General features: G+C 56.7%; 17 protein-coding genes and 1 tRNA gene. 6 read left to right on the top strand and 12 right to left on the bottom strand.

The genetic code is table 11. The features are described from left to right. From lexA to AC2FJ5_RS04640, 6 genes are all read right to left on the bottom strand, one after another. Entirely contained in the window at positions 1-699 is a 699-nt protein-coding gene (gene lexA / locus AC2FJ5_RS04615; protein WP_142633603.1) for a transcriptional repressor LexA, read from the bottom strand. Positions 700-776: 77 nt separating this feature from the next. Further along, positions 777-1,949 carry a molybdopterin molybdotransferase MoeA gene (locus AC2FJ5_RS04620; protein ID WP_496792603.1) on the bottom strand — a complete coding sequence of 391 codons (1,173 nt, stop codon included), beginning with the start codon at positions 1,947-1,949 and terminating at the stop codon, positions 777-779. Next, complete coding sequence (moaC, locus tag AC2FJ5_RS04625) at positions 1,946-2,419, bottom strand: cyclic pyranopterin monophosphate synthase MoaC (RefSeq protein WP_282021214.1); 474 nt, start codon at positions 2,417-2,419, stop codon at positions 1,946-1,948. Before moaC ends, AC2FJ5_RS04620 begins: the two co-directional genes overlap by 4 nt. After that, positions 2,419-3,231 carry an indole-3-glycerol phosphate synthase TrpC gene (trpC, locus tag AC2FJ5_RS04630; RefSeq protein ID WP_282021215.1) on the bottom strand — a complete coding sequence of 271 codons (813 nt, stop codon included), beginning with the start codon at positions 3,229-3,231 and terminating at the stop codon, positions 2,419-2,421. The genes moaC and trpC overlap by 1 nt, the downstream gene beginning before the upstream one ends. Beyond that, complete coding sequence (trpD, locus tag AC2FJ5_RS04635; protein ID WP_496792604.1) at positions 3,228-4,247, bottom strand: anthranilate phosphoribosyltransferase; 1,020 nt, start codon at positions 4,245-4,247, stop codon at positions 3,228-3,230. The genes trpC and trpD overlap by 4 nt, the downstream gene beginning before the upstream one ends. After that, positions 4,244-4,825 (bottom strand): anthranilate synthase component II, encoded by a 582-nt coding sequence (locus AC2FJ5_RS04640; protein ID WP_142633613.1) that lies wholly within the window; start codon positions 4,823-4,825, stop codon positions 4,244-4,246. Before AC2FJ5_RS04640 ends, trpD begins: the two co-directional genes overlap by 4 nt. 193 nt (positions 4,826-5,018) lie before the next feature. Here AC2FJ5_RS04640 and AC2FJ5_RS04645 point away from each other — a divergent pair, with 193 nt between their 5' ends. Further along, positions 5,019-6,410 carry a divergent polysaccharide deacetylase family protein gene (locus AC2FJ5_RS04645; protein ID WP_496792605.1) on the top strand — a complete coding sequence of 464 codons (1,392 nt, stop codon included), beginning with the start codon at positions 5,019-5,021 and terminating at the stop codon, positions 6,408-6,410. 50 nt (positions 6,411-6,460) lie between these two features. On the opposite strand, the gene trpE is transcribed toward AC2FJ5_RS04645, so the two are convergent. The 5 genes from trpE to fabI all read right to left on the bottom strand — a co-directional run bounded on the left by trpE (position 6,461) and on the right by fabI (position 12,441). Next, on the bottom strand, positions 6,461-7,972 hold the full coding sequence (gene trpE / locus AC2FJ5_RS04650) for an anthranilate synthase component I (RefSeq protein ID WP_142633617.1): 1,512 nt from the start codon (positions 7,970-7,972) through the stop codon (positions 6,461-6,463). Positions 7,973-7,986: 14 nt separating this feature from the next. After that, entirely contained in the window at positions 7,987-9,828 is a 1,842-nt protein-coding gene (locus AC2FJ5_RS04655; protein ID WP_496792607.1) for a peptidylprolyl isomerase, read from the bottom strand. 81 nt (positions 9,829-9,909) lie between these two features. Then, complete coding sequence (locus AC2FJ5_RS04660) at positions 9,910-11,085, bottom strand: aminotransferase (RefSeq protein ID WP_496792608.1); 1,176 nt, start codon at positions 11,083-11,085, stop codon at positions 9,910-9,912. A gap of 36 nt (positions 11,086-11,121) precedes the next feature. After that, a complete protein-coding gene (gene gpt, locus AC2FJ5_RS04665) occupies positions 11,122-11,631 on the bottom strand; it encodes a xanthine phosphoribosyltransferase (RefSeq protein ID WP_496688181.1) in 510 nt (169 codons plus the stop codon). Between the two features lie 3 nt (positions 11,632-11,634). Next, the gene (gene fabI, locus AC2FJ5_RS04670) at positions 11,635-12,441 is read right to left on the bottom strand and encodes an enoyl-ACP reductase FabI (RefSeq protein ID WP_142633624.1); all 807 of its coding nucleotides are present in this window, start codon (positions 12,439-12,441) and stop codon (positions 11,635-11,637) included. Positions 12,442-12,576: 135 nt separating this feature from the next. On the opposite strand from fabI, the gene pdxH reads away from it, so the two are divergent. From pdxH to AC2FJ5_RS04690, 4 genes are all read left to right on the top strand, one after another. Next, on the top strand, positions 12,577-13,182 hold the full coding sequence (gene pdxH / locus AC2FJ5_RS04675; RefSeq protein WP_496704548.1) for a pyridoxamine 5'-phosphate oxidase: 606 nt from the start codon (positions 12,577-12,579) through the stop codon (positions 13,180-13,182). A gap of 142 nt (positions 13,183-13,324) precedes the next feature. Further along, positions 13,325-13,831, top strand: a complete 507-nt coding sequence (locus tag AC2FJ5_RS04680) for a cold-shock protein (protein ID WP_282021219.1) — start codon at positions 13,325-13,327, stop codon at positions 13,829-13,831. A 6-nt stretch (positions 13,832-13,837) separates the two neighbouring features. Then, positions 13,838-14,305, top strand: coding sequence for a DUF192 domain-containing protein (locus AC2FJ5_RS04685; RefSeq protein WP_281972048.1), 468 nt, complete (start codon positions 13,838-13,840; stop codon positions 14,303-14,305). Between the two features lie 43 nt (positions 14,306-14,348). Further along, positions 14,349-14,425, top strand: a tRNA-Pro gene (locus AC2FJ5_RS04690). Between the two features lie 12 nt (positions 14,426-14,437). Here the strand turns inward: AC2FJ5_RS04690 and AC2FJ5_RS04695 are convergent. Then, positions 14,438-14,833, bottom strand: coding sequence for a hypothetical protein (locus tag AC2FJ5_RS04695; protein WP_496792610.1), 396 nt, complete (start codon positions 14,831-14,833; stop codon positions 14,438-14,440). A gap of 572 nt (positions 14,834-15,405) precedes the next feature. Between AC2FJ5_RS04695 and AC2FJ5_RS04700 the strand changes: the two genes are divergently transcribed. Then, positions 15,406-19,026 (top strand): vitamin B12-dependent ribonucleotide reductase, encoded by a 3,621-nt coding sequence (locus tag AC2FJ5_RS04700; RefSeq protein WP_496691195.1) that lies wholly within the window; start codon positions 15,406-15,408, stop codon positions 19,024-19,026. The last annotated feature ends 400 nt before the right edge of the window (positions 19,027-19,426 follow it).

The following is a 19,426-nucleotide window of genomic DNA, read 5'->3' on the forward strand; positions in this document are numbered from 1 at the left end:
TCAATAGCTTCGGATCAGCCCAACCAAACGGCCCTGAACCTTGACCTTATCTTCGGGCAGTACACGCGTTTCATAGGCCGGGTTGGCAGCCTCAAGCGCTATCGCCTGACCTCTCCGAAAGAACCGTTTGAGCGTTGCTTCCTGATCTTCGACCAGCGCGACAACGATATCGCCATTATCAGCCGCAGAGGTCTCGCGGATGACGACCACATCGCCGTCGTTGATGCCAGCGTCAATCATCGAATCGCCGCGTACTTCAAGCGCGTAATGCTCGCCTCTGCCGGAAACCATGCTTCCGGGGACGGCAACGCGGTGCGAGACATGGCTGATCGCCTCGATCGGAACACCTGCTGCAATGCGTCCCATGACCGGCAATTCCATTGCGTCAACGGTCACTGGTTCGAAATTCGCGGGGCGTCTGCCTTCGGGCTTGTCACCTTCGATAACACGGGGTTTGAAAGCGACTGTTGGCTCTCCTCCCAGGCTTTCAGGAAGTTTGACGATTTCGATGGCACGGGCACGATGGGCCAGACGACGGATAAAGCCGCGTTCTTCAAGCGCTGTGATCAACCGATGGATGCCGGATTTGGACCGCAGGTCCAGCGCAGCTTTCATTTCATCGAAACTTGGGGGGACGCCATCCGCCTGAACGCGTTTATGGATGAACTCCAACAAATCCAACTGCTTCTTGGTCAGCATTGCTCACACCTCGTCGCTCATACGTTTTCTTTTGTTCTACGCATGTTCACGTTTTGTGTCAATGGTTTTGCGCGGTCTCAGATCGGGAGGAACATCACTTCGTCTCCGGCCAGGCGTGCCGGGTCATTGGGTTGCCGAACCAAAAGCGCGTTTGCTTCGGCAAGCACGCTGAGCAGCGAACTGTCCTGGTTTTGGCAGGCTTTAATTCCATCACCAGTCACGATAGCGCGCATGTAATGCTCGCGCGGCCCATTCGCTGGGATAGCCTCGGTCATTTTGGCGCTTTGAAGCGGGGTCAGAACCTGTTCCAGGCCCAGCATCTTACGGATCATCGGGGCAAGAAACAGATAGCTGCAAACCATTGCGCTGACCGGATTACCCGGAAGTCCAACCATCACGCTATCGCCCAAGCGACCGGCCATCAGCGGTTTGCCGGGGCGCATGCGGATTTTGTAAAAACTCCGCTCCAACCCCAGTGCGGTGGAGACCTGAGAGACAAGATCATAATCCCCAACCGAGGCACCGCCGATCGTAACCACCAAATCAGCGTCGGCTGCTAGGGCAAAGGCGGTCTCAAGGGACGAAACCGTGTCAGAGGCGATAGGCAGAACCCGAACATGCGCTCCAACATCCTCTAGCAACGCTTTGATACCAAAGGTGTTTGAGGCGATTATCTGATCCGGTCCCGGTGTTTCGCCGGGCATGATCAATTCATCCCCGGTTGCGATCAGCGCGACCACGGGTTTACGTGCAACCGGCACCATGGGGATATTCATCGCCGCCAAAAGCGCCAGATCCTCGGGGCTCAAACGACGTGGAGCCGTAATCTTGGCGCCAATTTCGAAATCGACGCCTTTTGGACGAATGTTGGATTTAGGGCCCGGCAGATCAGAAATGGTGATTAGGTCACCTCGGCGATCAACATCCTCTTGAATGACAACAAAATCTGCACCTTCAGGAATAGGGGCGCCAGTGAAGATTCGAACCGCCTGTCCGGGTCCAACCTGACCGTCAAATCGCCGACCGGCCGCAGCCTCGCCAATGACTTTGAACATGGCGTGCAGCTCGACCTCGGTCGACTTTACCGCGTAGCCATCCATAGAAGACGAAGCGAATGGCGGCTGATCGCGTGTGGCTGCTACATTCTCGGCCAGTACTCTACCCGCCGCATCCATCAAGGGAGCCGGCTCGGAGGGGAGGGTGTTTACAAGATCGAATAGCTGCGCCCGGGCGCTTTCAACGGTTATCATTTCGCCTCGTAACGACCTGATTTACCACCATCTTTTAGCAAGACGCGAATGCCGCCAATTTCCATTGCCTTATCGACGGCTTTGGCCATGTCGTATATGGTCAGTGCGGCGGTTGAGGCCGCTGTCAGTGCCTCCATTTCCACGCCGGTTTGACCAGATGTCTTGACGGTTGCCTGTACCTGTATGCCGGGTAATTCTGGGTCCAGTGTCAGGTCTACGGTAACTTTGGTCACTGGCAGTGGGTGACATAGCGGGATCAGATCGGGTGTCTTCTTTGCCCCCATGATACCGGCCAGACGTGCAACCCCCAAGACGTCACCTTTTTTGGCGCGACCTTCTGCGATCAAGTCGAACGTATCTTGTGCCATCGTGATACGAGCCGCTGCGACGGCGACACGATCCGTGATGGGCTTGTTCGACACATCGACCATATGAGCCTGTCCCTGGGCATCGAAGTGAGTCAGCGGCATCACATCACACCCGGGCTGAGCGGACGCGACAGCAGATCGTGTGTCGCTGCTGCGACGTCTTCCTGACGCATCAGGCTCTCGCCAATTAGAAAACAACGCGCACCGTAACGGGCGATATCGGCCAAGTCTGCTGGTGTGCTCAACCCGCTTTCGCAAACGATGGTCCGGTCAGCGGGAACTAGTTTTGACAGGCGGCGTGTCGTATCAAGAGTGGTCTCGAAGGTCTTGAGATTACGGTTGTTTATCCCAATCAACGGGCTTTTGAGCTGCGTTGCACGTTCCAGCTCGGCTTCATCATGAACTTCTATCAGAACGTCCATGCCCCAGTCAAAGGCGGTCTGTTCCAATTCAGCCGCCTGGCTGTCATCAACCGATGCCATGATGATCAGAATACAATCCGCCCCAAGAGCGCGGGCTTCAGCCACCTGATAGGGATCGTACATGAAATCTTTGCGTAGAACCGGCAAAGAACAGGCTGCGCGTGCCTGAACCAGAAACTCTTTGGCACCCTGAAAGCTGGGCGTGTCGGTCAACACGGAAAGGCAGGCAGCGCCGCCTTCTTCGTAAGCCTGTGCAAGTGCTGGTGGATCAAAGTCAGCGCGGATCAGACCTTTGGAGGGGCTGGCTTTTTTGACTTCTGCAATCAGCCCGTACCCGCTACGTACAGCCATTTGCAACGCCGATGCGAATCCGCGCGGTTCAGAGGCTGATCTTGCTTCGTTTTCAACAGCTTCCAGAGACTTATTGGCCTTGTCCGAAGCGACCTCTTCGAGCTTGTAAGCTTTGATTTTGTCCAGAACCGTTTCGGTCATGCGGCCTCCTGAGTAATGCGGGCCAGGGCCGCGATCTTGTCTTTGGCTTTTCCGCTGTCGATACTTTCAGCGGCTTTTGCGACACCTTCGCGCAGATCAGCAGTGGCCTCTGCGACGACCAGGGCTGCTGCGGCATTCAACAATACCGCATCGCGATAGGCGGAGGCCTCGCCGTCTAGAAGAGCTCGGAAGGCTACTGCGTTTTCTTCGGGGGTTCCGCCGAGAATGTCCTCGAAGGGATGTACCGGCAGCCCTGCATCTTCTGGGTGAAGCTCGACCTCTTTAATTGTGCCGTCTTCGAGGGCCGCAATCCAACTGATACCCGTGATGGTCAATTCGTCTGTGCCGTCCGATCCGTGCACCAGCCATGCGCGTTCGGACCCAAGCAGGCCCAACGTTTCGGCCATCGGGCGGATCAACTCTCGGCTAAAGGCTCCGGTCAACTGCCGCTTGACGCCTGCCGGATTGGTCAGCGGACCGAGAATGTTAAAGATCGTCCGTGTCCCAAGCTCTTGCCGGGTGGGCATGACATGCGCAATCGCCGGGTGATGCATGGGGGCCATCATGAATCCGATGCCGACATCTTGCAGTGCATTTTCAACGGTTTGCGGGCCGACCATAACGTTGATACCCAGCTGGCCTAGCGCATCTGCGGCTCCGGATTTAGAACTCAGGTTCCGGTTGCCGTGTTTGGCCACGGTGACACCGGCACCCGCAACCACAAAGGCGGTCGCGGTCGAGATATTCAGCGTTCCCTTGCCGTCACCGCCAGTGCCTACGATATCCATCGCGCCAGCTGGTGCCTGAACTGCATTGCATTTTGCACGCATCACGGCAGCGGCGGCGGCATATTCATCGACGGTCTCTCCGCGTGTGCGCATAGCCATCAAAAGCCCGCCGATCTGGCTGGGTGTTGCGGCGCCGTCAAACAGGATCCCAAAGGCTTCTTCCGCTTCGGCGCGTGTCAGGGGGCGGTCGGCGGCAACTCCGATCAGCGGTTTCAGGGCGTCGCTCATGCGGGAACTTTCATCTCGGACAGGAAATTCTTGAGCAACGCGTGGCCGTGCTCGGAAGCGATGGATTCCGGGTGGAACTGTACGCCATGAATGGGCAGTTCGCGGTGCTGGAGGCCCATTATGGTGCCATCTTCCAATTCCGCCGTAATCTCCAGGCAATCGGGCAGGGTATCGCGATCCACAATCAGCGAATGATAGCGCGTCGCCTCAAACGGCGTGGGCAGGCCCGCGAACACACCTTTACCGGTGTGGTGCATTGTTCCCATTTTGCCATGCACAATCTCATGGCAACGCGTGACTTTTCCACCGAAAACCTGACCTATGGTCTGATGGCCAAGGCAGACACCCAACAAAGGCGTCCGTGTTTCGGCGGCTGCCTCGGTCAGGGCAAGGCAAATGCCTGCCCGGTCAGGGTCGCAAGGGCCAGGGCTGAGCAGGATGCCAGCGGGGTTCATGGCCATCGCTTCTTGCACGTCCAGCGCGTCATTCCTTCGAATGACCATTTCCGAGCCAAGTTCGCCTAAATAATGTACGAGGTTGTAGGTAAATGAGTCGTAGTTGTCGATCAGCAGCAGCATTTGGCTCTTGTCTCGTGTTGGGCATTTCGGGCTGGCGATGCAACCCAAGGCCACGGTATAGTGTTGGCACATACATGCTCAGGCTTGTGGGGCAGCGTCAAGGGTGCATCCCGAACTTGGCGGTCCTGCAGGCAGGTGCCACAACAGATGGTGCAAGGGCAAGGCAGCAGGACTAAGGCGAGAGGCAAATATTATGGGCGGATTTGTCGGCGGAATGATCGCAGGCGCAGTTGTCGTTGTGGTGCTGGGGGCAGTCTTTTCGCTCAACGCGCCGCTGTCGAAAAAGCCGTCCATAGCGACAGTCGCACCAGAACCTGCACCAGTGCAGACGTCGGAGAGCTCCGAGGTTGTCGCTGAGGCGGGTGCAGATGCCAATCTGCTCAAACTCCCTGCGCAGACGCCCGAGAATGAAGTCGAAGAAGAGGATTCTCTGGCCGGTTTATCCGAAGCTGAGAACGCCCCGGACAGCCAGCCGGTAGTGAATGACGTAAGCGTTCCGGTCGAAGCGCCGACGCCCAGCGAGGCGGATTCCGTAAGCATCTCGAGTGAGGCCCCGGTCGTTCCGCGAATGCCTGTCCCCGTTCAGCCTGCGCCGCTTGCCGACCTCAGCCCAGATGCCGCAGAAGATGCCCCTGAACCACCGGCTGATCAGGTTGCTCTTGCCGAGCCCTTGCCCGAAGTCTCGCCTTCGGAATCAATCGAGCTGGAGGTGAATCCGGAGGATAACCCAATCGCAGTGGAAGGGGACGAGGACGCGCTGCCCAGTCAGCCGCTACCGCGTATCGCCTCGGTTCCGCAGATCGGCGCAGAGGAAAACACGTCGGGAAATACCACTATCGGGCGTCGTGTAGTGCCTTTGACTGAACGAGATGATGAAGTAGCCCAAGATCCGCAGGAAGAGGTTCCTGTAGGTAAACCGATCGAGGCCTTCGCAGAGAAGTTTGACAATCCGGATTCCAAACCCCTCATGTCGATCATTCTGATTGACGATGAGGGTGCATATGGCGCCGAGGCGCTTCAGGATTTTCCATATCCGCTTACGTTTGCGGTGCGCCCATCAGACCCCGATGCAGCTGAGAAAATGGCTCGACATCGGGCGGCCGGGTTCGAAGTGATGGTCACTGCTGACCTGCCAAAGGCGGCCAGCGCACAGGATGCTGAGGTATCGCTTTCGGTGTGGCTTGAAGCGTTGCCCGAAACGGTAGGAATTCTTGAAGGTGATGGATCCGGCATCCAGGGTAACCGGAAACTGGCGGATCAGGTCGCCGCCATCGCCGGTGGAACGGGTCGAGGACTGATCACTCAGGATAACGGGCTCAACACGGTACAGAAGTTGGCCTCCCGTAATGGAATTCCGTCTGCGGTAATTTTCAGAGATATCGACGGCGCGCGGCAGGATGCAAAAATCATGCGACGTTTCCTGGACCAGGCTGCGTTCCGGGCCGGGCAGGAGGGCACTGTTGTCATGTTGGGCCGGTTGCGCCCGGATACCATATCCGCCTTGCTGCTTTGGGGTCTGGAAGATCGCGGAGGCCGCGTAGCAATGGCGCCTATTTCGGCGGTGATGATGCAAGGGGCACAATAAGCCCGATCACATCCTTCCCCGAAACAGGCAGCCCAGACGGGCTGCCTTTATCAATTCTTGCCGGACAGCGTAAATCGGGCCGCGTCAGCCGCAGCGCGTCTGATCGCGTTGGACTTGTGGACGGTTTCCATGAATTCAGCCTCTGGATCGCTATCATACACAACGCCACCACCGGCCTGAATATATAGCTTTTGATCCTGAACGATGGCCGTTCGCAGGGCGATACACATGTCCATGTCTCCGCCGGCACTGAAATAGCCGACGCCGCCGCCGTAGACACCGCGTTTTTCCGGCTCAAGCTCATCAATGATTTCCATGGCTCGTACCTTGGGGGCGCCCGAGACAGTCCCCGCGGGCATTCCCGCAAAAAAGGCGTCCAGCGCATCTTTACCCTCGGCCAACTCACCCACAACGTTTGAAACGATGTGCATAACATGGCTGTACCGTTCAATGATGAACTCTTCGGTCGGGCGCACCGTTCCGATCTTTGAAACCCGCCCGGTGTCATTGCGGCCTAGATCCAACAGCATCAGATGTTCGGCCAGTTCTTTCTTGTCGGCCAGCAATTCAATTTCGTAAGCCTTGTCCTCTTCCGGGGTCGCTCCACGTGGACGCGTCCCGGCGATGGGTCGTATGGTGACTTCATTGCCAAACACGCGCACCAGGATTTCCGGGCTGGCGCCGATCACCTGAAACCCGCCAAAGTTAAAATAGAACATGAAGGGCGACGGGTTTGTTCGCCGCAGCGACCGGTACAGCGCAAATGGAGGCAGCGGGAAATCCTGCGTCCAGCGCTGCGCTGGCACTACCTGAAAGATATCACCAGCGCGGATGTATTCCTTGGCCTTCTCGACCGCTTCCAGATAGCCGGATTTGGTAAAATTCGAGACGGGCGGGGCAACTTCGTACGCATCGCCAAGGTCGCGTGTTTCAGCAGGCATCGCCCGCTCCAGATCGCGCACTGCGTCCATAACGCGCTCGGCTGCCTGGGCATATGCAGCCTTGGCCGACTGGCCATCGCTGACCCAGGCGGGGGAAACGACCGTGACTTCGCCCTTCACACCATCCAGAACCGCGACGACAGAAGGGCGCAGCATGACGGCATCCGGCAGGCCCAAAGGGTCGGGGTTGATGTTCGGCAGATGCTCGACCAAGCGCACCATGTCATAACCGAGATAGCCAAATAGTCCCGCCGCAGCTTGTGGAAGGTCGTCAGGCAGCTCGATCCGGCTTTCGGCCAGAAGCGTCCGAAGGTTGTCCATCGGATCGCCATCCTGCGCCGTGAAAGCGTCCGGGTCGAACCGGGCCGAGCGGTTCAGTTCCGAGGTCTCAGCGCGACAGCGCCAGATCAGGTCGGGTTTCATACCGATGATCGAATACCGTCCGCGGACCTCGCCACCAGTCACCGACTCGAGCATAAAGGCGTCTTTTTGCGCTCCGGTCAGTTTCAGCATCAAGGAGACAGGCGTATCAAGATCGGCTGCCAGACGGGTGTAAACGACCTGGTTTTCGCCGGCCTCATAGGCGCGGGCGAAGCTGTCAAACTCTGGGGTCAGGGCCATATTCGGTCTCTTAATTAATAGCTCGCCTGAACGGCGTTCAGTGCTTGCTGATCCACCACAGGACGGGCGCGGGCCTGGGCGTCGCGAACATAGGCATCGAAAATGTTCTGTGCCAGAGCCTGATTCAGCTGAGCGGCCAGCGCCTGTTGAACCTGACGGCGTTCATCGGTCTCGGCAGGGGGCAACAATTCGTCAAGTCGAACGATCAACGCGACCCCGGCACCGGGAACGACGCGATAGCTTCCTAGTTCCATGTCGAACACTTCCGGCATGAAACCAGCGGGTACATCTTCCAGAAATGCAGTTCGTGTCAGAGCGTTTTCCACGCGGTGAAGTAGACCGGTCGTGGTGAAATCCCCGTTCTCCTGCAACTGCTCCAACACGGCATTCGCGTGGTCTTCCAACGCTTTGTCAGTTTGAACCTGTGTCCAGGCCGCCGCAACGAGATCACGCGCTGATTCCAGCGGTTCAGGCCGACGAGGCAGCGTTTCGTTCAGGCGCAGCGCAAAGATCGAACCGTCCTCAAGGAATGCAATCTCGGGAAAATCTCCGTCTTGCACGGCTTCGGCTGCACTGCGGAAACCGTCATATGCGGCCACGCCATCCTGACTGGCGCGAGTCCAGTCGATCTGCCCCAGCTCCATCCCGGTCTCGGCTGCCAACTCCTCAAGTGTTGCCCCGCCTGCAAGCAGGTCATTGATGTCTTCGGACTGAGCCTCGATCTGGCGGCGCGCACGGTCTGCGGCCAACTCTTCGCGCAGAGCTGGGGCGGCGTCTTCGAAGGGAGTGTTGTTCTCAGCCAGCGAGCCGTTGATGCGGAAAAGGGCAGGGCCGAATACCGAGGGCAGAGGTCCAACAACAGTGTCCAGTTCAGCCGCGAAAATGGCCTCGGCCGCATCGCCTAGGTCGTCGCGGGTAACGTCGCCCAGATCCACGTCGCTCAGTTCAAGCTCACGGTCACGGACAAGTTGTTCGAAGGTTGTCCCGCCAACTTCAATCTGTGCCATGGCATCTTGCGCAGCGGCGTCATCAGAAAAAGAAAGGCGTTCAACAAGGCGGCGTTCGGGTTGCTGAAACTCGTCTGCGCGCTGTTCGAAAAGCCGGAGAACTGAATCTTCGTCCACCTCGACACTATCCAGCAGCATATTGGGCGACAGAATCGTATAGGTCAGCTTTTTGGTGCGGGGCAGGGAAAACTGGTCCTGGTTCTCGTCGTAATAGGCCTGGATTTGTTCATCGGTTGGGGTTGCAACCGGCTCTGCCAAAGCTTCGGGTGAAACGGTTGCAACAGTAAAGCTGCGGCGCGCACCGACAAAGTCTGTCAGAACTTCAGTCAGGATCGAGGGCATTTCTACTCCGCTGACCACGGCATCCTGCACGATGGTCCGTGCGGATTCTTTCCTCAGATCGGTTTCAAACTCGGTGTCGGTCATACCAACCTGTTCAAGCTGAAAGCGATATGCCTCACGGTCGAAAGAACCGTCAGGCCCCTGAAACGCAGGGATCGAGACGATTTCTTCCTGCAAATTTTCATCGCCGATCGAAATACCCAGCAGACCAACTTCGTTATCCAGAGCCGCCAGCGCGGTGAGGCGTGACAGAGCCAGCTGGTCCAAGCCAAAATCGCGGGCCTGTGACATTTGCAGGGGCTGGCCGGTCTGGCTTTCGACCGCGCGGATTTCTCGCTGAAGTTCGCGGACGTAATCGTCAATCGAGATATCTTCGTTGCCCACCTGCGCCACAGTGTGCACAGTTCCAGTCAGGCTGGTCGCGCCAAATCCTGCAAGGCCCAGCATCAAAAGACCCATGAGGATCCAGACAAAGGTCTTTGATAGATTTTTCATGCCTGCGGCCATGGTGCCCTCTTGTTTTATTCGGCAAGTATTTGCCCTGTCGGTTGCGGCCCTGAATACGACGCGCACCGCCGAGGGGCAAGCTTAGAAGGAGAGAGCGTGCAGGCGGTCAAACAATTCCGTAATTCCGTTGCGATCAAGATTGGCAAATGCGATGCGGACTTGTCGTTTCCCGGCCGGGTCGTGGTCGGGCATGAACATCGTGCCTGGCAGCAACAGAATGCTGGCATCCGTGACCAGCCGATGGGCTAAATCATCCGAAGAGATGTCAAACGGGTGTTCGAAATAGGCAAAATAGGCGCCCAACCCAAGCAACCGCCATCCTTTACTGGTCAGTTTGGGAAGTTGTCTTGTAATGACAGCGCGACGGTCGAGGATTTCCCTTCGTTCATCGGCCAGCCATTGCGACAGGTTTTGCATCCCCCAAAGCGCACCAAACTGACCGATTTGGTTTGGACAGATCGCGACGGTATCCAGAAATTTCTCAATCTCAGACAGCAGCGACGGACTGGTCGCAACAGCACCTACTCGGTGACCGGTCAGACGGTAGGCCTTTGAAAACGAATATAGATGAATCAGAGTGTCATCCCAGCCCGGCTGAGCGAACAGATCATGGGGCGGGCCGCTGCGGCTGTCGAAATCGCGGTAGGTCTCATCAACCAAAAGCTTAATTCCGGTTTCGCGCGACAGTTCGAAGAATGCGCTTAGCAGTTCGGAGGGATATTCGACGCCTCCGGGATTGTTCGGGGTGACCAGGGCAATGGCCCGAGTCCTTTCGGTGATCAAGTCCCGTGCCGCGTTCGCGTCTGGCAACAGGTCATCATCAGTTCTCAGATCAATGGCGTTAACACCTGTCATATCCAACCACATTTTATGGTTGAAATACCACGGCGTGGGCAGAATGACTTCATCCCCTTGGTCTGTGATGGAGGAAATCGCAGCGGCGAAGGCCTGATTGCAGCCAGAGGTAATGGCAACCTGTTCCTGTACGACAGGTGCGCCATAATGATCCGAAATCTGGCTGGCCAGCTCAGACCTGAGGGCGCTGTTGCCCAGAACCGGGCCATAGAGATGAGCGGAATCCTCGGTCGACGCATAAGCCGCCAAAGCCTGACGCATCTCAAGTGGAGGCGGATCGACGGGGGCCGCCTGACTTACATTTATCAAGGGCTGGTCTTCAGGGAAGGTCACGCCTTCAATCCACCGGCGCGCCTCCATGACTGGGGGCGGAAAGGTGGCGGCGGTGCGTGTCCGGGTCATCTCAACGCCCCAGTCAGTTGCTGCGCTTGGGCCGGATCAATCCGTGCCCCGGTAGGGTTCGACATATTGCAAAGCCATATCCCACGGGAAGAAAATCCAGGTGTCCTGGCTGACTTCGGTGATGAAAGTGTCAACCATCGGGCGGCCTTTCGGCTTGGCATAAACCGTCGCGAAATGCGCCTTGGGATACATCGCCCGCACCAGTTCCAGAGTTTTGCCACTGTCGACCAGATCGTCGACAATCAGGATTCCGGTGCCGTCGCCCATGAGGTCAGCGTCGGGCGCTTTGAGCACTTCGGCTTCGCCTTGATCCTGATGATGGTAGGAGCGCACGCTGATCGTGTCGACTGTGCGAATGTCCAGCTCGCGGCTGACAATCATCGCCGGTGCCATGCCGCCACGGGTAATGGCAACGACGCCACGCCAGGCTCCATCATCCGGACCTTGCCCATCCAGCCGCCAAGCGAGCGCTCGGGAATCGCGGTGAATCTGATCCCAGCTGATGTGAAAGCCTTTTTCGTGGGGCAGGCGGTCCTTGGCACTCATGATTCAACCCTTCTCAACGTCTGGAGCATCAACTGCTTTCATGCCGACGATATGGTATCCCGAATCCACATGCAGGTTCTCACCAGTGACACCGCCGCTTAGATCGGAAAGCAGATACAGCGCCGAGTTGCCCACATCGTCGATGGTCACATTGCGGCGCAGGGGTGAGTTATATTCGTTCCACTTCATGATATAGCGGAAGTCCCCGATACCGCTGGCGGCCAGCGTCTTGATCGGCCCGGCCGAGATCGCATTCACACGAATGCCGTCCTTGCCTAAATCCTCGGCCAGATATTTGACCGATGCTTCCAGCGCGGCTTTGGCAACGCCCATGACATTATAATGCGGCATCACCTGTTCGGCACCGTAATAGGTCAGGGTGATGGCGCTGCCGCCTTCGGTCATCATCTTTTCGGCACGCTGCATCACGGCGGTAAAGGAATAAACCGACACGTCCATCGTGAGGTTGAAATTCGCCCGCGACGTATCAACGTAGCGCCCGCGTAGCTCATTCTTGTCTGAAAAACCGATTGCGTGGACAACAAAGTCCAGCTTTCCCCATTTCTCGGACAGCGCATCGAACAAACCGTCGATCGAGGCTTCATCGCTGACATCGCAAGGCAGGACGATCTCACTGCCCAGCTGTGCCGCCAGAGGGTCAACGCGCTTTTTCAAGGCATCCCCTTGATATGAGAATGCTAACTCGGCCCCGGCCTCGGACAAGGCGCGGGCGATTCCCCATGCGATTGATTTGTCATTGGCCAGTCCCATGATGAGGCCGCGCTTTCCGGCCATCAACTGATTTGACATGTTCGGTTCTCCGCCTGTCTTCGCGTTATGTTGCGTTGGTTTATGCCATTGGCTGGTCTGCTTCAAGGCCGTGCACTCTTGCCCGTGGCGGGAACTCGCCCTAGGGTATCCCTCAATAGTTTCCAGGGGATGGAAATGAGCGAACGTGATGGCATCTTCGCAGGAACCGACCCATTTGCAATAGCAGGGCGGTGGCTGGGTGAAGCTGTGAAGAGTGAACCCAACGATCCTAACGCGATTGCACTGGCAACCGTGGGCGAAGATGGTATGCCCAATGTACGAATGGTGCTGTTGAAAGAGATCGAATCCGACGCCTTCGTTTTCTACACAAATTACGAAAGTACCAAGGCGGGCGAGTTGGACAATGCTGGCAAGGCGGCCTTCGTGATGCATTGGAAATCTTTGCGGCGTCAAGTCCGCGTTCGTGGTACAATCACGCGCGAGGATGGACCAAAGGCTGATGAATATTATGCCTCCAGGTCATTGAAAAGTCGGCTTGGTGCATGGGCGTCCAAGCAATCTCAGCCGCTTAGCAGCCGTTCCGCGCTGATGGCGGATGTGGCGAAAGTGACCGCAAGGCTTGGCCCTAACCCTCCGCGCCCTAAATTTTGGGGTGGTTACCGGCTTGTGCCGACGGAAATCGAATTCTGGGCAGACGGCGCATTTCGTCTGCATGACAGGTTCAGGTGGTGCCGGGATGACGCTGCTTCCGAATGGCAGATTCAGAGGTTGAATCCATGACGTTCACGTGTCGCGAATTGCAATGCGCAGATAACAAAGGGATTTTTCACCTTGAATTTGCGCGTCAATCCCATACACATCGGACCCTTAATAAAGTGAAAAAAAACGCAGTGGGACCACAGTGCCAGAAGATCTGAACAACATGTACCGCGTCCGAGGACACGTTAAATGGTTCGACCCTGCCAAAGGATACGGCTTTGTCGTATCGGATGAAGGTGGGCCGGATATTCTGCTGCACGTAAACGTTTTGCGTAATTTCGGTCAAAGCTCGGTTGCAGACGGGGCGGGCATCGAAATTATGACGCATCGCACTGATCGCGGTGTGCAAGCTGTCGAAGTCATCAGCGTCGATCCGCCAGCGCGCGCCGATACGATGATGCTCGCGGATTTTGCTGAACTTGATCCAGTTGAGATTGCAGCGGCCCCTTTGGTGGCTGCGCGGGTTAAGTGGTTCGACAAGGGCAAAGGGTTTGGCTTCGCTAATGTATTCGGGCGTGGCGAGGATGTGTTCCTGCATATTGAGGTTCTACGCCGTTCGGGGCTTGCGGATCTGCAACCCGGTGAAGCATTGGCCATGCGGGTCATAGACGGACAGCGTGGTCGGATGGCGGCCCAGGTTATGGCCTGGGAAGCAGCTATGGATGACTGATCTGTCATGGCAGGGCTTTTCAAGGTTCTGACTGTTGTCTTGTTACTTTGGGCCGGTGGCGCAGACGCCGCCTGTCGTACAGATCGTGTTAGCCTGAAAAATGATAAGTCCCAAATCGGCTTTGATATTGAACTCGCCGTGTCGCCACAGGAGCGATCGCGCGGACTCATGTTTCGAGAATCGCTTCCGGTACGTTCAGGAATGCTGTTTGTATTCGACCCGCCGCAACCTGTTGCGTTCTGGATGAAGAACACGCTGATTCCTCTGGACCTGATCTTCATAGATAAGACGGGTATGGTAACGAAAGTTCATCACAACGCGATTCCCGGTGATTTGACCCCTATCGGAGGGGGCGATTCGGTATTCGCGGTGTTGGAAATCAACGCTGGTCTCGCAGATCGTTATCTGATCACGCCCGGAACACAGATCCAGCACAAAGTTTTTTCACATGGTCCGGCAATTTGGCCCTGTTAGGGCTTTTCAAATCAGAACGGCACGGTTAGGAAGGCGCACGGTTCGGGGCGTGGCGCAGTCTGGTAGCGCACCTGTTTTGGGTACAGGGGGTCGTAGGTTCGAATCCTGCCGCCCCGACCACTTCTTCAAAAATTAAAATGGCGACCCACCCATCGTTTGATAGATGGCGCTAAGGGTTTTATCCAATTCTTTGCTTTCTACAGGGACTTTTGCAGCAGGCCCTGTTTCGCGCGGCACATTAAAAAACAGATCCGCTTCAACCAGATAGCCACCTGTATTTTTTTCGGCGGTCAGCCGAGTCACACTTTTGGGTAGGTTCTGTGGATAGCCGTCATAGTTGAGAATCAGGTATGCTGTGGTCTTCGGAGGCAGAAGTTCCTGACACTCGAACTGACGATTTCCGATTTTCCTAAATTCCTCACCCGGACCGTTGCAGGATGTCTCGAACGTAGCAAACAACTTGTCGGGAAAGGCCGAGAACTGCGCGCTGCGCGATGTGGCGGGCGTTTCTTGTGGTGTGCAGGCCACGATCAGGGCAAACAGGGAAATTGTTCGAAACGCGGTCATTGATCGGTCTGCCCTTTGTTGGATGTGCTTTTACGCGCACCTCTGAATAATGTCGAAATCGGCCGGATGCTGATTCTATTTCAACTTAGACATCTTAAGGCTGGTTTATCAAATCCCGATAAGTAAGCCGGAAAGAACGGTTAATCGTATTGCGGACTTGGCCAGGTGATGGCGAACCATAGCGGATAACTCTGTGGAGGAATCGGAAACTGTCCTTCTCCAGTTTGTCTGTGCGGATCGGTCAACATAAAAGATTCCAAAAATGGCGGAAAAAGGCCGTTGACGATCTATGTGTGAATACGCCAGATTGTATAGGCCGAAAGTGCTGCCACTAAATCTGGTAGAAAATCCAGAACGTGGCACAGGGCGAGGGCTGGAGAGCACATCATACTTACGTGCGTCCGTTGGAACGGGGTAACGCTGCTTCGGGCAGCGGCCGGTTTCCTGCGCCCAAGATTTTCGGTTAGGGCAGATGGTCCGTTTATTGGGATCAAAAGCCAAGGGACAAGTTGATTGAATCTAGGGCGGCGGACATGAAGATTGACAGAAAATTTACCAAATCGGGACAGGATGCTTATGCAGAGCTTAAGTTCGCTTCTGCGACGTCAGAAATCCGAAACCCGGATGGGACCATCGTTTTCCGCCTAGACGATATCGAGGTTCCTACCAGTTGGAGCCAGGTCGCAAGCGACGTCATCGCGCAGAAGTATTTCCGCAAGGCAGGCGTTCCAACCAAGCTGAAGAAGGTCAAGGAAAAGGATGTCCCAGAATTTCTGTGGCGTTCTGTTCCGGCTGAGGACGCTGAATTTGGGGGCGAAATCTCGTCCAAGCAGGTGTTTGACCGGCTTGCCGGCGCCTGGGCCTATTGGGGCTGGAAAGGTGGCTATTTCTCGACCGAGGATGACGCGAGCGCCTATTTCGACGAGATGCGTTATATGCTGGCGACTCAGCGCGCTGCGCCGAACAGCCCGCAATGGTTCAATACCGGCCTGCACTGGGCTTACGGAATCGATGGCCCGGCACAGGGGCACCACTATGTCGATTATAAGACAGGCAAGCTGACCAAATCGAAATCCGCCTATGAGCATCCGCAGCCGCATGCGTGTTTCATCCAGTCCGTAGATGATGATCTGGTGAACGAGGGTGGCATTATGGACCTGTGGGTCCGCGAGGCGCGCCTGTTCAAATACGGGAGCGGAACCGGGACCAACTTTAGCCACCTGCGTGGCGAGGGCGAGGCACTGTCGGGTGGCGGTAAATCCTCGGGTTTGATGGGCTTTCTCAAGATCGGCGACCGCGCCGCTGGCGCGATTAAATCAGGCGGCACGACCCGTCGAGCAGCAAAGATGGTCATCGTCGATGCAGATCACCCAGACATCGAGAAATTCATCGAATGGAAGGTGATCGAAGAGCAGAAGGTGGCCTCGATCGTTGCCGGATCGAAGATGCACGAGAAGATGCTGAACGGCATTTTCGAGGCCATCCGCAGCTGGGACGGCGCGCAGGAAGACGCGTATGATCCCAAGACGAATGACAGCCTGAAAAAGGCGGTTCGCCAGGCGAAAAATGTTGCGATCCCCGAGACTTACATCAAACGCGTTCTGGATTACGCCAAGCAGGGTCACGATAGCATCGAATTCCCGACCTACGATACGGATTGGGATTCGGAAGCCTACAGCTCGGTTTCGGGCCAGAACTCGAACAACTCGATTCGCGTAACCAACGCCTTCCTGACCGCTGTCGAGAAGGACGCGGACTGGGAACTGGTCAACCGCACAAACGGGAAAGTCGCCAAGACCGTCAAGGCGCGCGACCTGTGGGAAAAGGTTGGCCACGCGGCCTGGGCCTGCGCCGATCCTGGCATCCAGTTTCACGACACAGTCAACGAGTGGCATACATGCCCCAAAGATGGGGAGATTCGCGGATCGAACCCGTGTTCGGAATATATGTTCCTTGACGACACGGCCTGTAACCTGGCGTCGATGAACTTGCTGACTTTCCTCAAGGATGATGAGTTCCAGGCAGTGGACTATATGCATGCCTCGCGCTTGTGGACCCTTACGCTGGAGATCTCGGTGACCATGGCGCAGTTCCCGTCCAAGGAAATCGCGCAGCTGTCCTATGACTTCCGCACTTTGGGTTTGGGCTATGCCAATATCGGCGGTCTGCTGATGAACATGGGCTATAGCTATGACTCGGATGAAGGCCGCGCGATCTGTGGCGCGCTGACCGCGATCATGACCGGTGTAGCCTATGCAACCTCGGCCGAGATCGCCGGCGAATTGGGTCCGTTCAATGGCTATGAGCGCAACGCCGATAACATGCTTCGGGTCATCCGCAACCACCGACGCGCATCTCAGGGTGTGACTGAAGGGTATGAGAAACTGGCAGTGAAGCCTGTACCTCTGGACCATGGCAACTGCCCGGATAAACGTTTGGTTGATTTGGCGATGTCAGCTTGGGACGAAGCGCTGAGCCTGGGTGAGCAGAACGGTTACCGCAACGCGCAGGCCACTGTGATTGCGCCAACCGGAACCATCGGTCTGGTAATGGATTGCGACACCACTGGGATCGAGCCGGATTTTGCTTTGGTGAAGTTCAAGAAACTGGCCGGTGGCGGGTATTTCAAAATCATCAACCGCTCGGTGCCTGCAGCGCTGGAAAAGCAGGGGTATTCCTCGGCTCAGATTGAAGAGATCGTCAGCTACGCGGTTGGTCATGGCACCATCGGCAACGCTCCGGGGATCAACCACACCTCGCTGACGGGTCACGGCTTTGGCCCCAATGAACTGGCCAAAGTGGATGCCGCGCTCGAAAGCGCCTTCGACATCCGGTTCGTGTTTAACCAGTGGACTCTGGGCGAGGATTTCTGCACCGGCGTTCTCGGCATTCCTGCGACCAAGCTGAATGACCCGACCTTCGATCTGCTGCGCCATCTGGGCTTTACCAAAGCGGATATCGACGCGGCCAACGACCACGTTTGCGGAACCATGACGCTGGAAGGCGCGCCGCATCTTAAGGAAGAGCATTATTCGATCTTCGACTGCGCCAATCCGTGTGGCAAGAAAGGTAAGCGTTTCCTGGGTGTTGATAGCCACATCACGATGATGGCCGCCGCTCAGAGCTTTATTTCAGGCGCGATCAGCAAGACGATCAACATGCCGAATGACGCCACCATCGAAGACTGCCAGAAGGCCTATGAGCTGTCCTGGTCGCTGGGTGTGAAGGCCAACGCGCTGTATCGCGACGGCTCGAAACTGTCGCAGCCGCTCGCCGCCGCGCTGGTCGAGGATGACGAAGAGGCAGCAGAAGTTCTGGAAACCGGGACGCCGCAGGAAAAAGCCGTCGTTCTGGCCGAGAAGGTGATCGAGAAAGTTGTGGTCAAGGAAATGATCCGCAGCCATCGCGAAAAACTGCCCCATCGCCGCAAGGGCTATACCCAAAAAGCGATTGTCGGTGGTCACAAGGTTTATCTGCGCACCGGTGAGTTCGAAGACGGACAGTTGGGCGAGATCTTCATCGACATGCACAAGGAAGGCGCGGGCTTCCGGGCGATGATGAACAACTTTGCTATCGCGGTGTCGGTTGGTCTGCAATATGGTGTGCCGCTGGAAGAGTTCGTGGATGCCTTTACCTTCACCAAGTTCGAACCCGCTGGGATGGTGCAGGGCAACGACTCGATCAAAAATGCGACGTCGATCCTGGACTACATCTTCCGCGAACTGGCCGTGTCCTATCTGGACCGCACCGATCTGGCCCATGTGAAACCCGAAGGCGCAAGCTTTGACGATCTGGGCCGGGGCGAGGAAGAAGGCGTCTCGAATGTGTCCGAGATCAGCGAAAGCGCGGCGTCCAAGTCATTGGAAGTGCTGAAACAAATCAGCTCGACGGGTTACTTGCGCAAGCGGATGCCGCAGGAACTGATGGTTCTCAATGGCGGACAGAACGTGGTGAACGGCATGGCCGAAACCGCAGCCACATTCGAAGCGCCGGTGGCCGAAACCGCCGTCGCAACCGGAATGGACGCCCGTACCAAAGCCAAAATGCAAGGCTATGAGGGCGATCCCTGCGGTGAATGTGGAAACTACACGCTGGTGCGCAACGGCACCTGCATGAAGTGCAACACCTGCGGCTCAACAAGCGGGTGTAGCTGAGTTAAGCGCCCCGGCAACCCGGGGCGCAGGGGTCGGAAGCTGCCACAGTTACCGGCCCCGACGAATACGGAGCAAGGCGCAGAGACTTACCTTCGATGCCTTGGTCCACTCGGCCGACATGCCCGTGTTGGCCGGGAACAGGGTGGGGCGGAATATTTGCTCTTTCCCACTCTTTCACGGAACGGGTGCGCTCGTTCCATGCGACGTCCAGGCCGCAGGCAAACAAAACACCGGGCGGTCAACGAATGGAGCCTGGATGGCGAAACTGACAGGGGGCTTCGGCCCCCTTTCTTTTTGTCCTAAAGCCGTTAACTCGGCAGAGCCTCGCCATATTGCCTGTTTCCCATCGGGCAAGAACCGCCGACCGTGTTTGGGGGAGTTTTACCCAGCGACAGATCGC

This window comes from Ruegeria sp. CDSA221, assembly GCF_059611825.1.

Bases quoted from the DNA above. Each gene is read 5' to 3' on its own strand.
- AC2FJ5_RS04685 (WP_281972048.1), top strand. From the start codon at position 13,838: ATGGCAGGGCTTTTCAAGGTTCTGACTGTTGTCTTGTTACTTTGGGCC.
- AC2FJ5_RS04640 (WP_142633613.1), bottom strand. From the start codon at position 4,825: ATGCTGCTGCTGATCGACAACTACGACTCATTTACCTACAACCTCGTA.
- trpC (WP_282021215.1), bottom strand. From the start codon at position 3,231: ATGACCGAAACGGTTCTGGACAAAATCAAAGCTTACAAGCTCGAAGAG.
- fabI (WP_142633624.1), bottom strand. From the start codon at position 12,441: ATGTCAAATCAGTTGATGGCCGGAAAGCGCGGCCTCATCATGGGACTG.
- lexA (WP_142633603.1), bottom strand. From the start codon at position 699: ATGCTGACCAAGAAGCAGTTGGATTTGTTGGAGTTCATCCATAAACGC.
- AC2FJ5_RS04620 (WP_496792603.1), bottom strand. From the start codon at position 1,949: ATGATAACCGTTGAAAGCGCCCGGGCGCAGCTATTCGATCTTGTAAAC.
- AC2FJ5_RS04660 (WP_496792608.1), bottom strand. From the start codon at position 11,085: ATGACCCGGACACGCACCGCCGCCACCTTTCCGCCCCCAGTCATGGAG.
- AC2FJ5_RS04645 (WP_496792605.1), top strand. From the start codon at position 5,019: ATGGGCGGATTTGTCGGCGGAATGATCGCAGGCGCAGTTGTCGTTGTG.
- trpD (WP_496792604.1), bottom strand. From the start codon at position 4,247: ATGAGCGACGCCCTGAAACCGCTGATCGGAGTTGCCGCCGACCGCCCC.
- gpt (WP_496688181.1), bottom strand. From the start codon at position 11,631: ATGAGTGCCAAGGACCGCCTGCCCCACGAAAAAGGCTTTCACATCAGC.
- trpE (WP_142633617.1), bottom strand. From the start codon at position 7,972: ATGGCCCTGACCCCAGAGTTTGACAGCTTCGCCCGCGCCTATGAGGCC.
- AC2FJ5_RS04655 (WP_496792607.1), bottom strand. From the start codon at position 9,828: ATGGCCGCAGGCATGAAAAATCTATCAAAGACCTTTGTCTGGATCCTC.
- moaC (WP_282021214.1), bottom strand. From the start codon at position 2,419: ATGCCGCTGACTCACTTCGATGCCCAGGGACAGGCTCATATGGTCGAT.
- AC2FJ5_RS04680 (WP_282021219.1), top strand. From the start codon at position 13,325: ATGTACCGCGTCCGAGGACACGTTAAATGGTTCGACCCTGCCAAAGGA.
- AC2FJ5_RS04700 (WP_496691195.1), top strand. From the start codon at position 15,406: ATGAAGATTGACAGAAAATTTACCAAATCGGGACAGGATGCTTATGCA.
- pdxH (WP_496704548.1), top strand. From the start codon at position 12,577: ATGAGCGAACGTGATGGCATCTTCGCAGGAACCGACCCATTTGCAATA.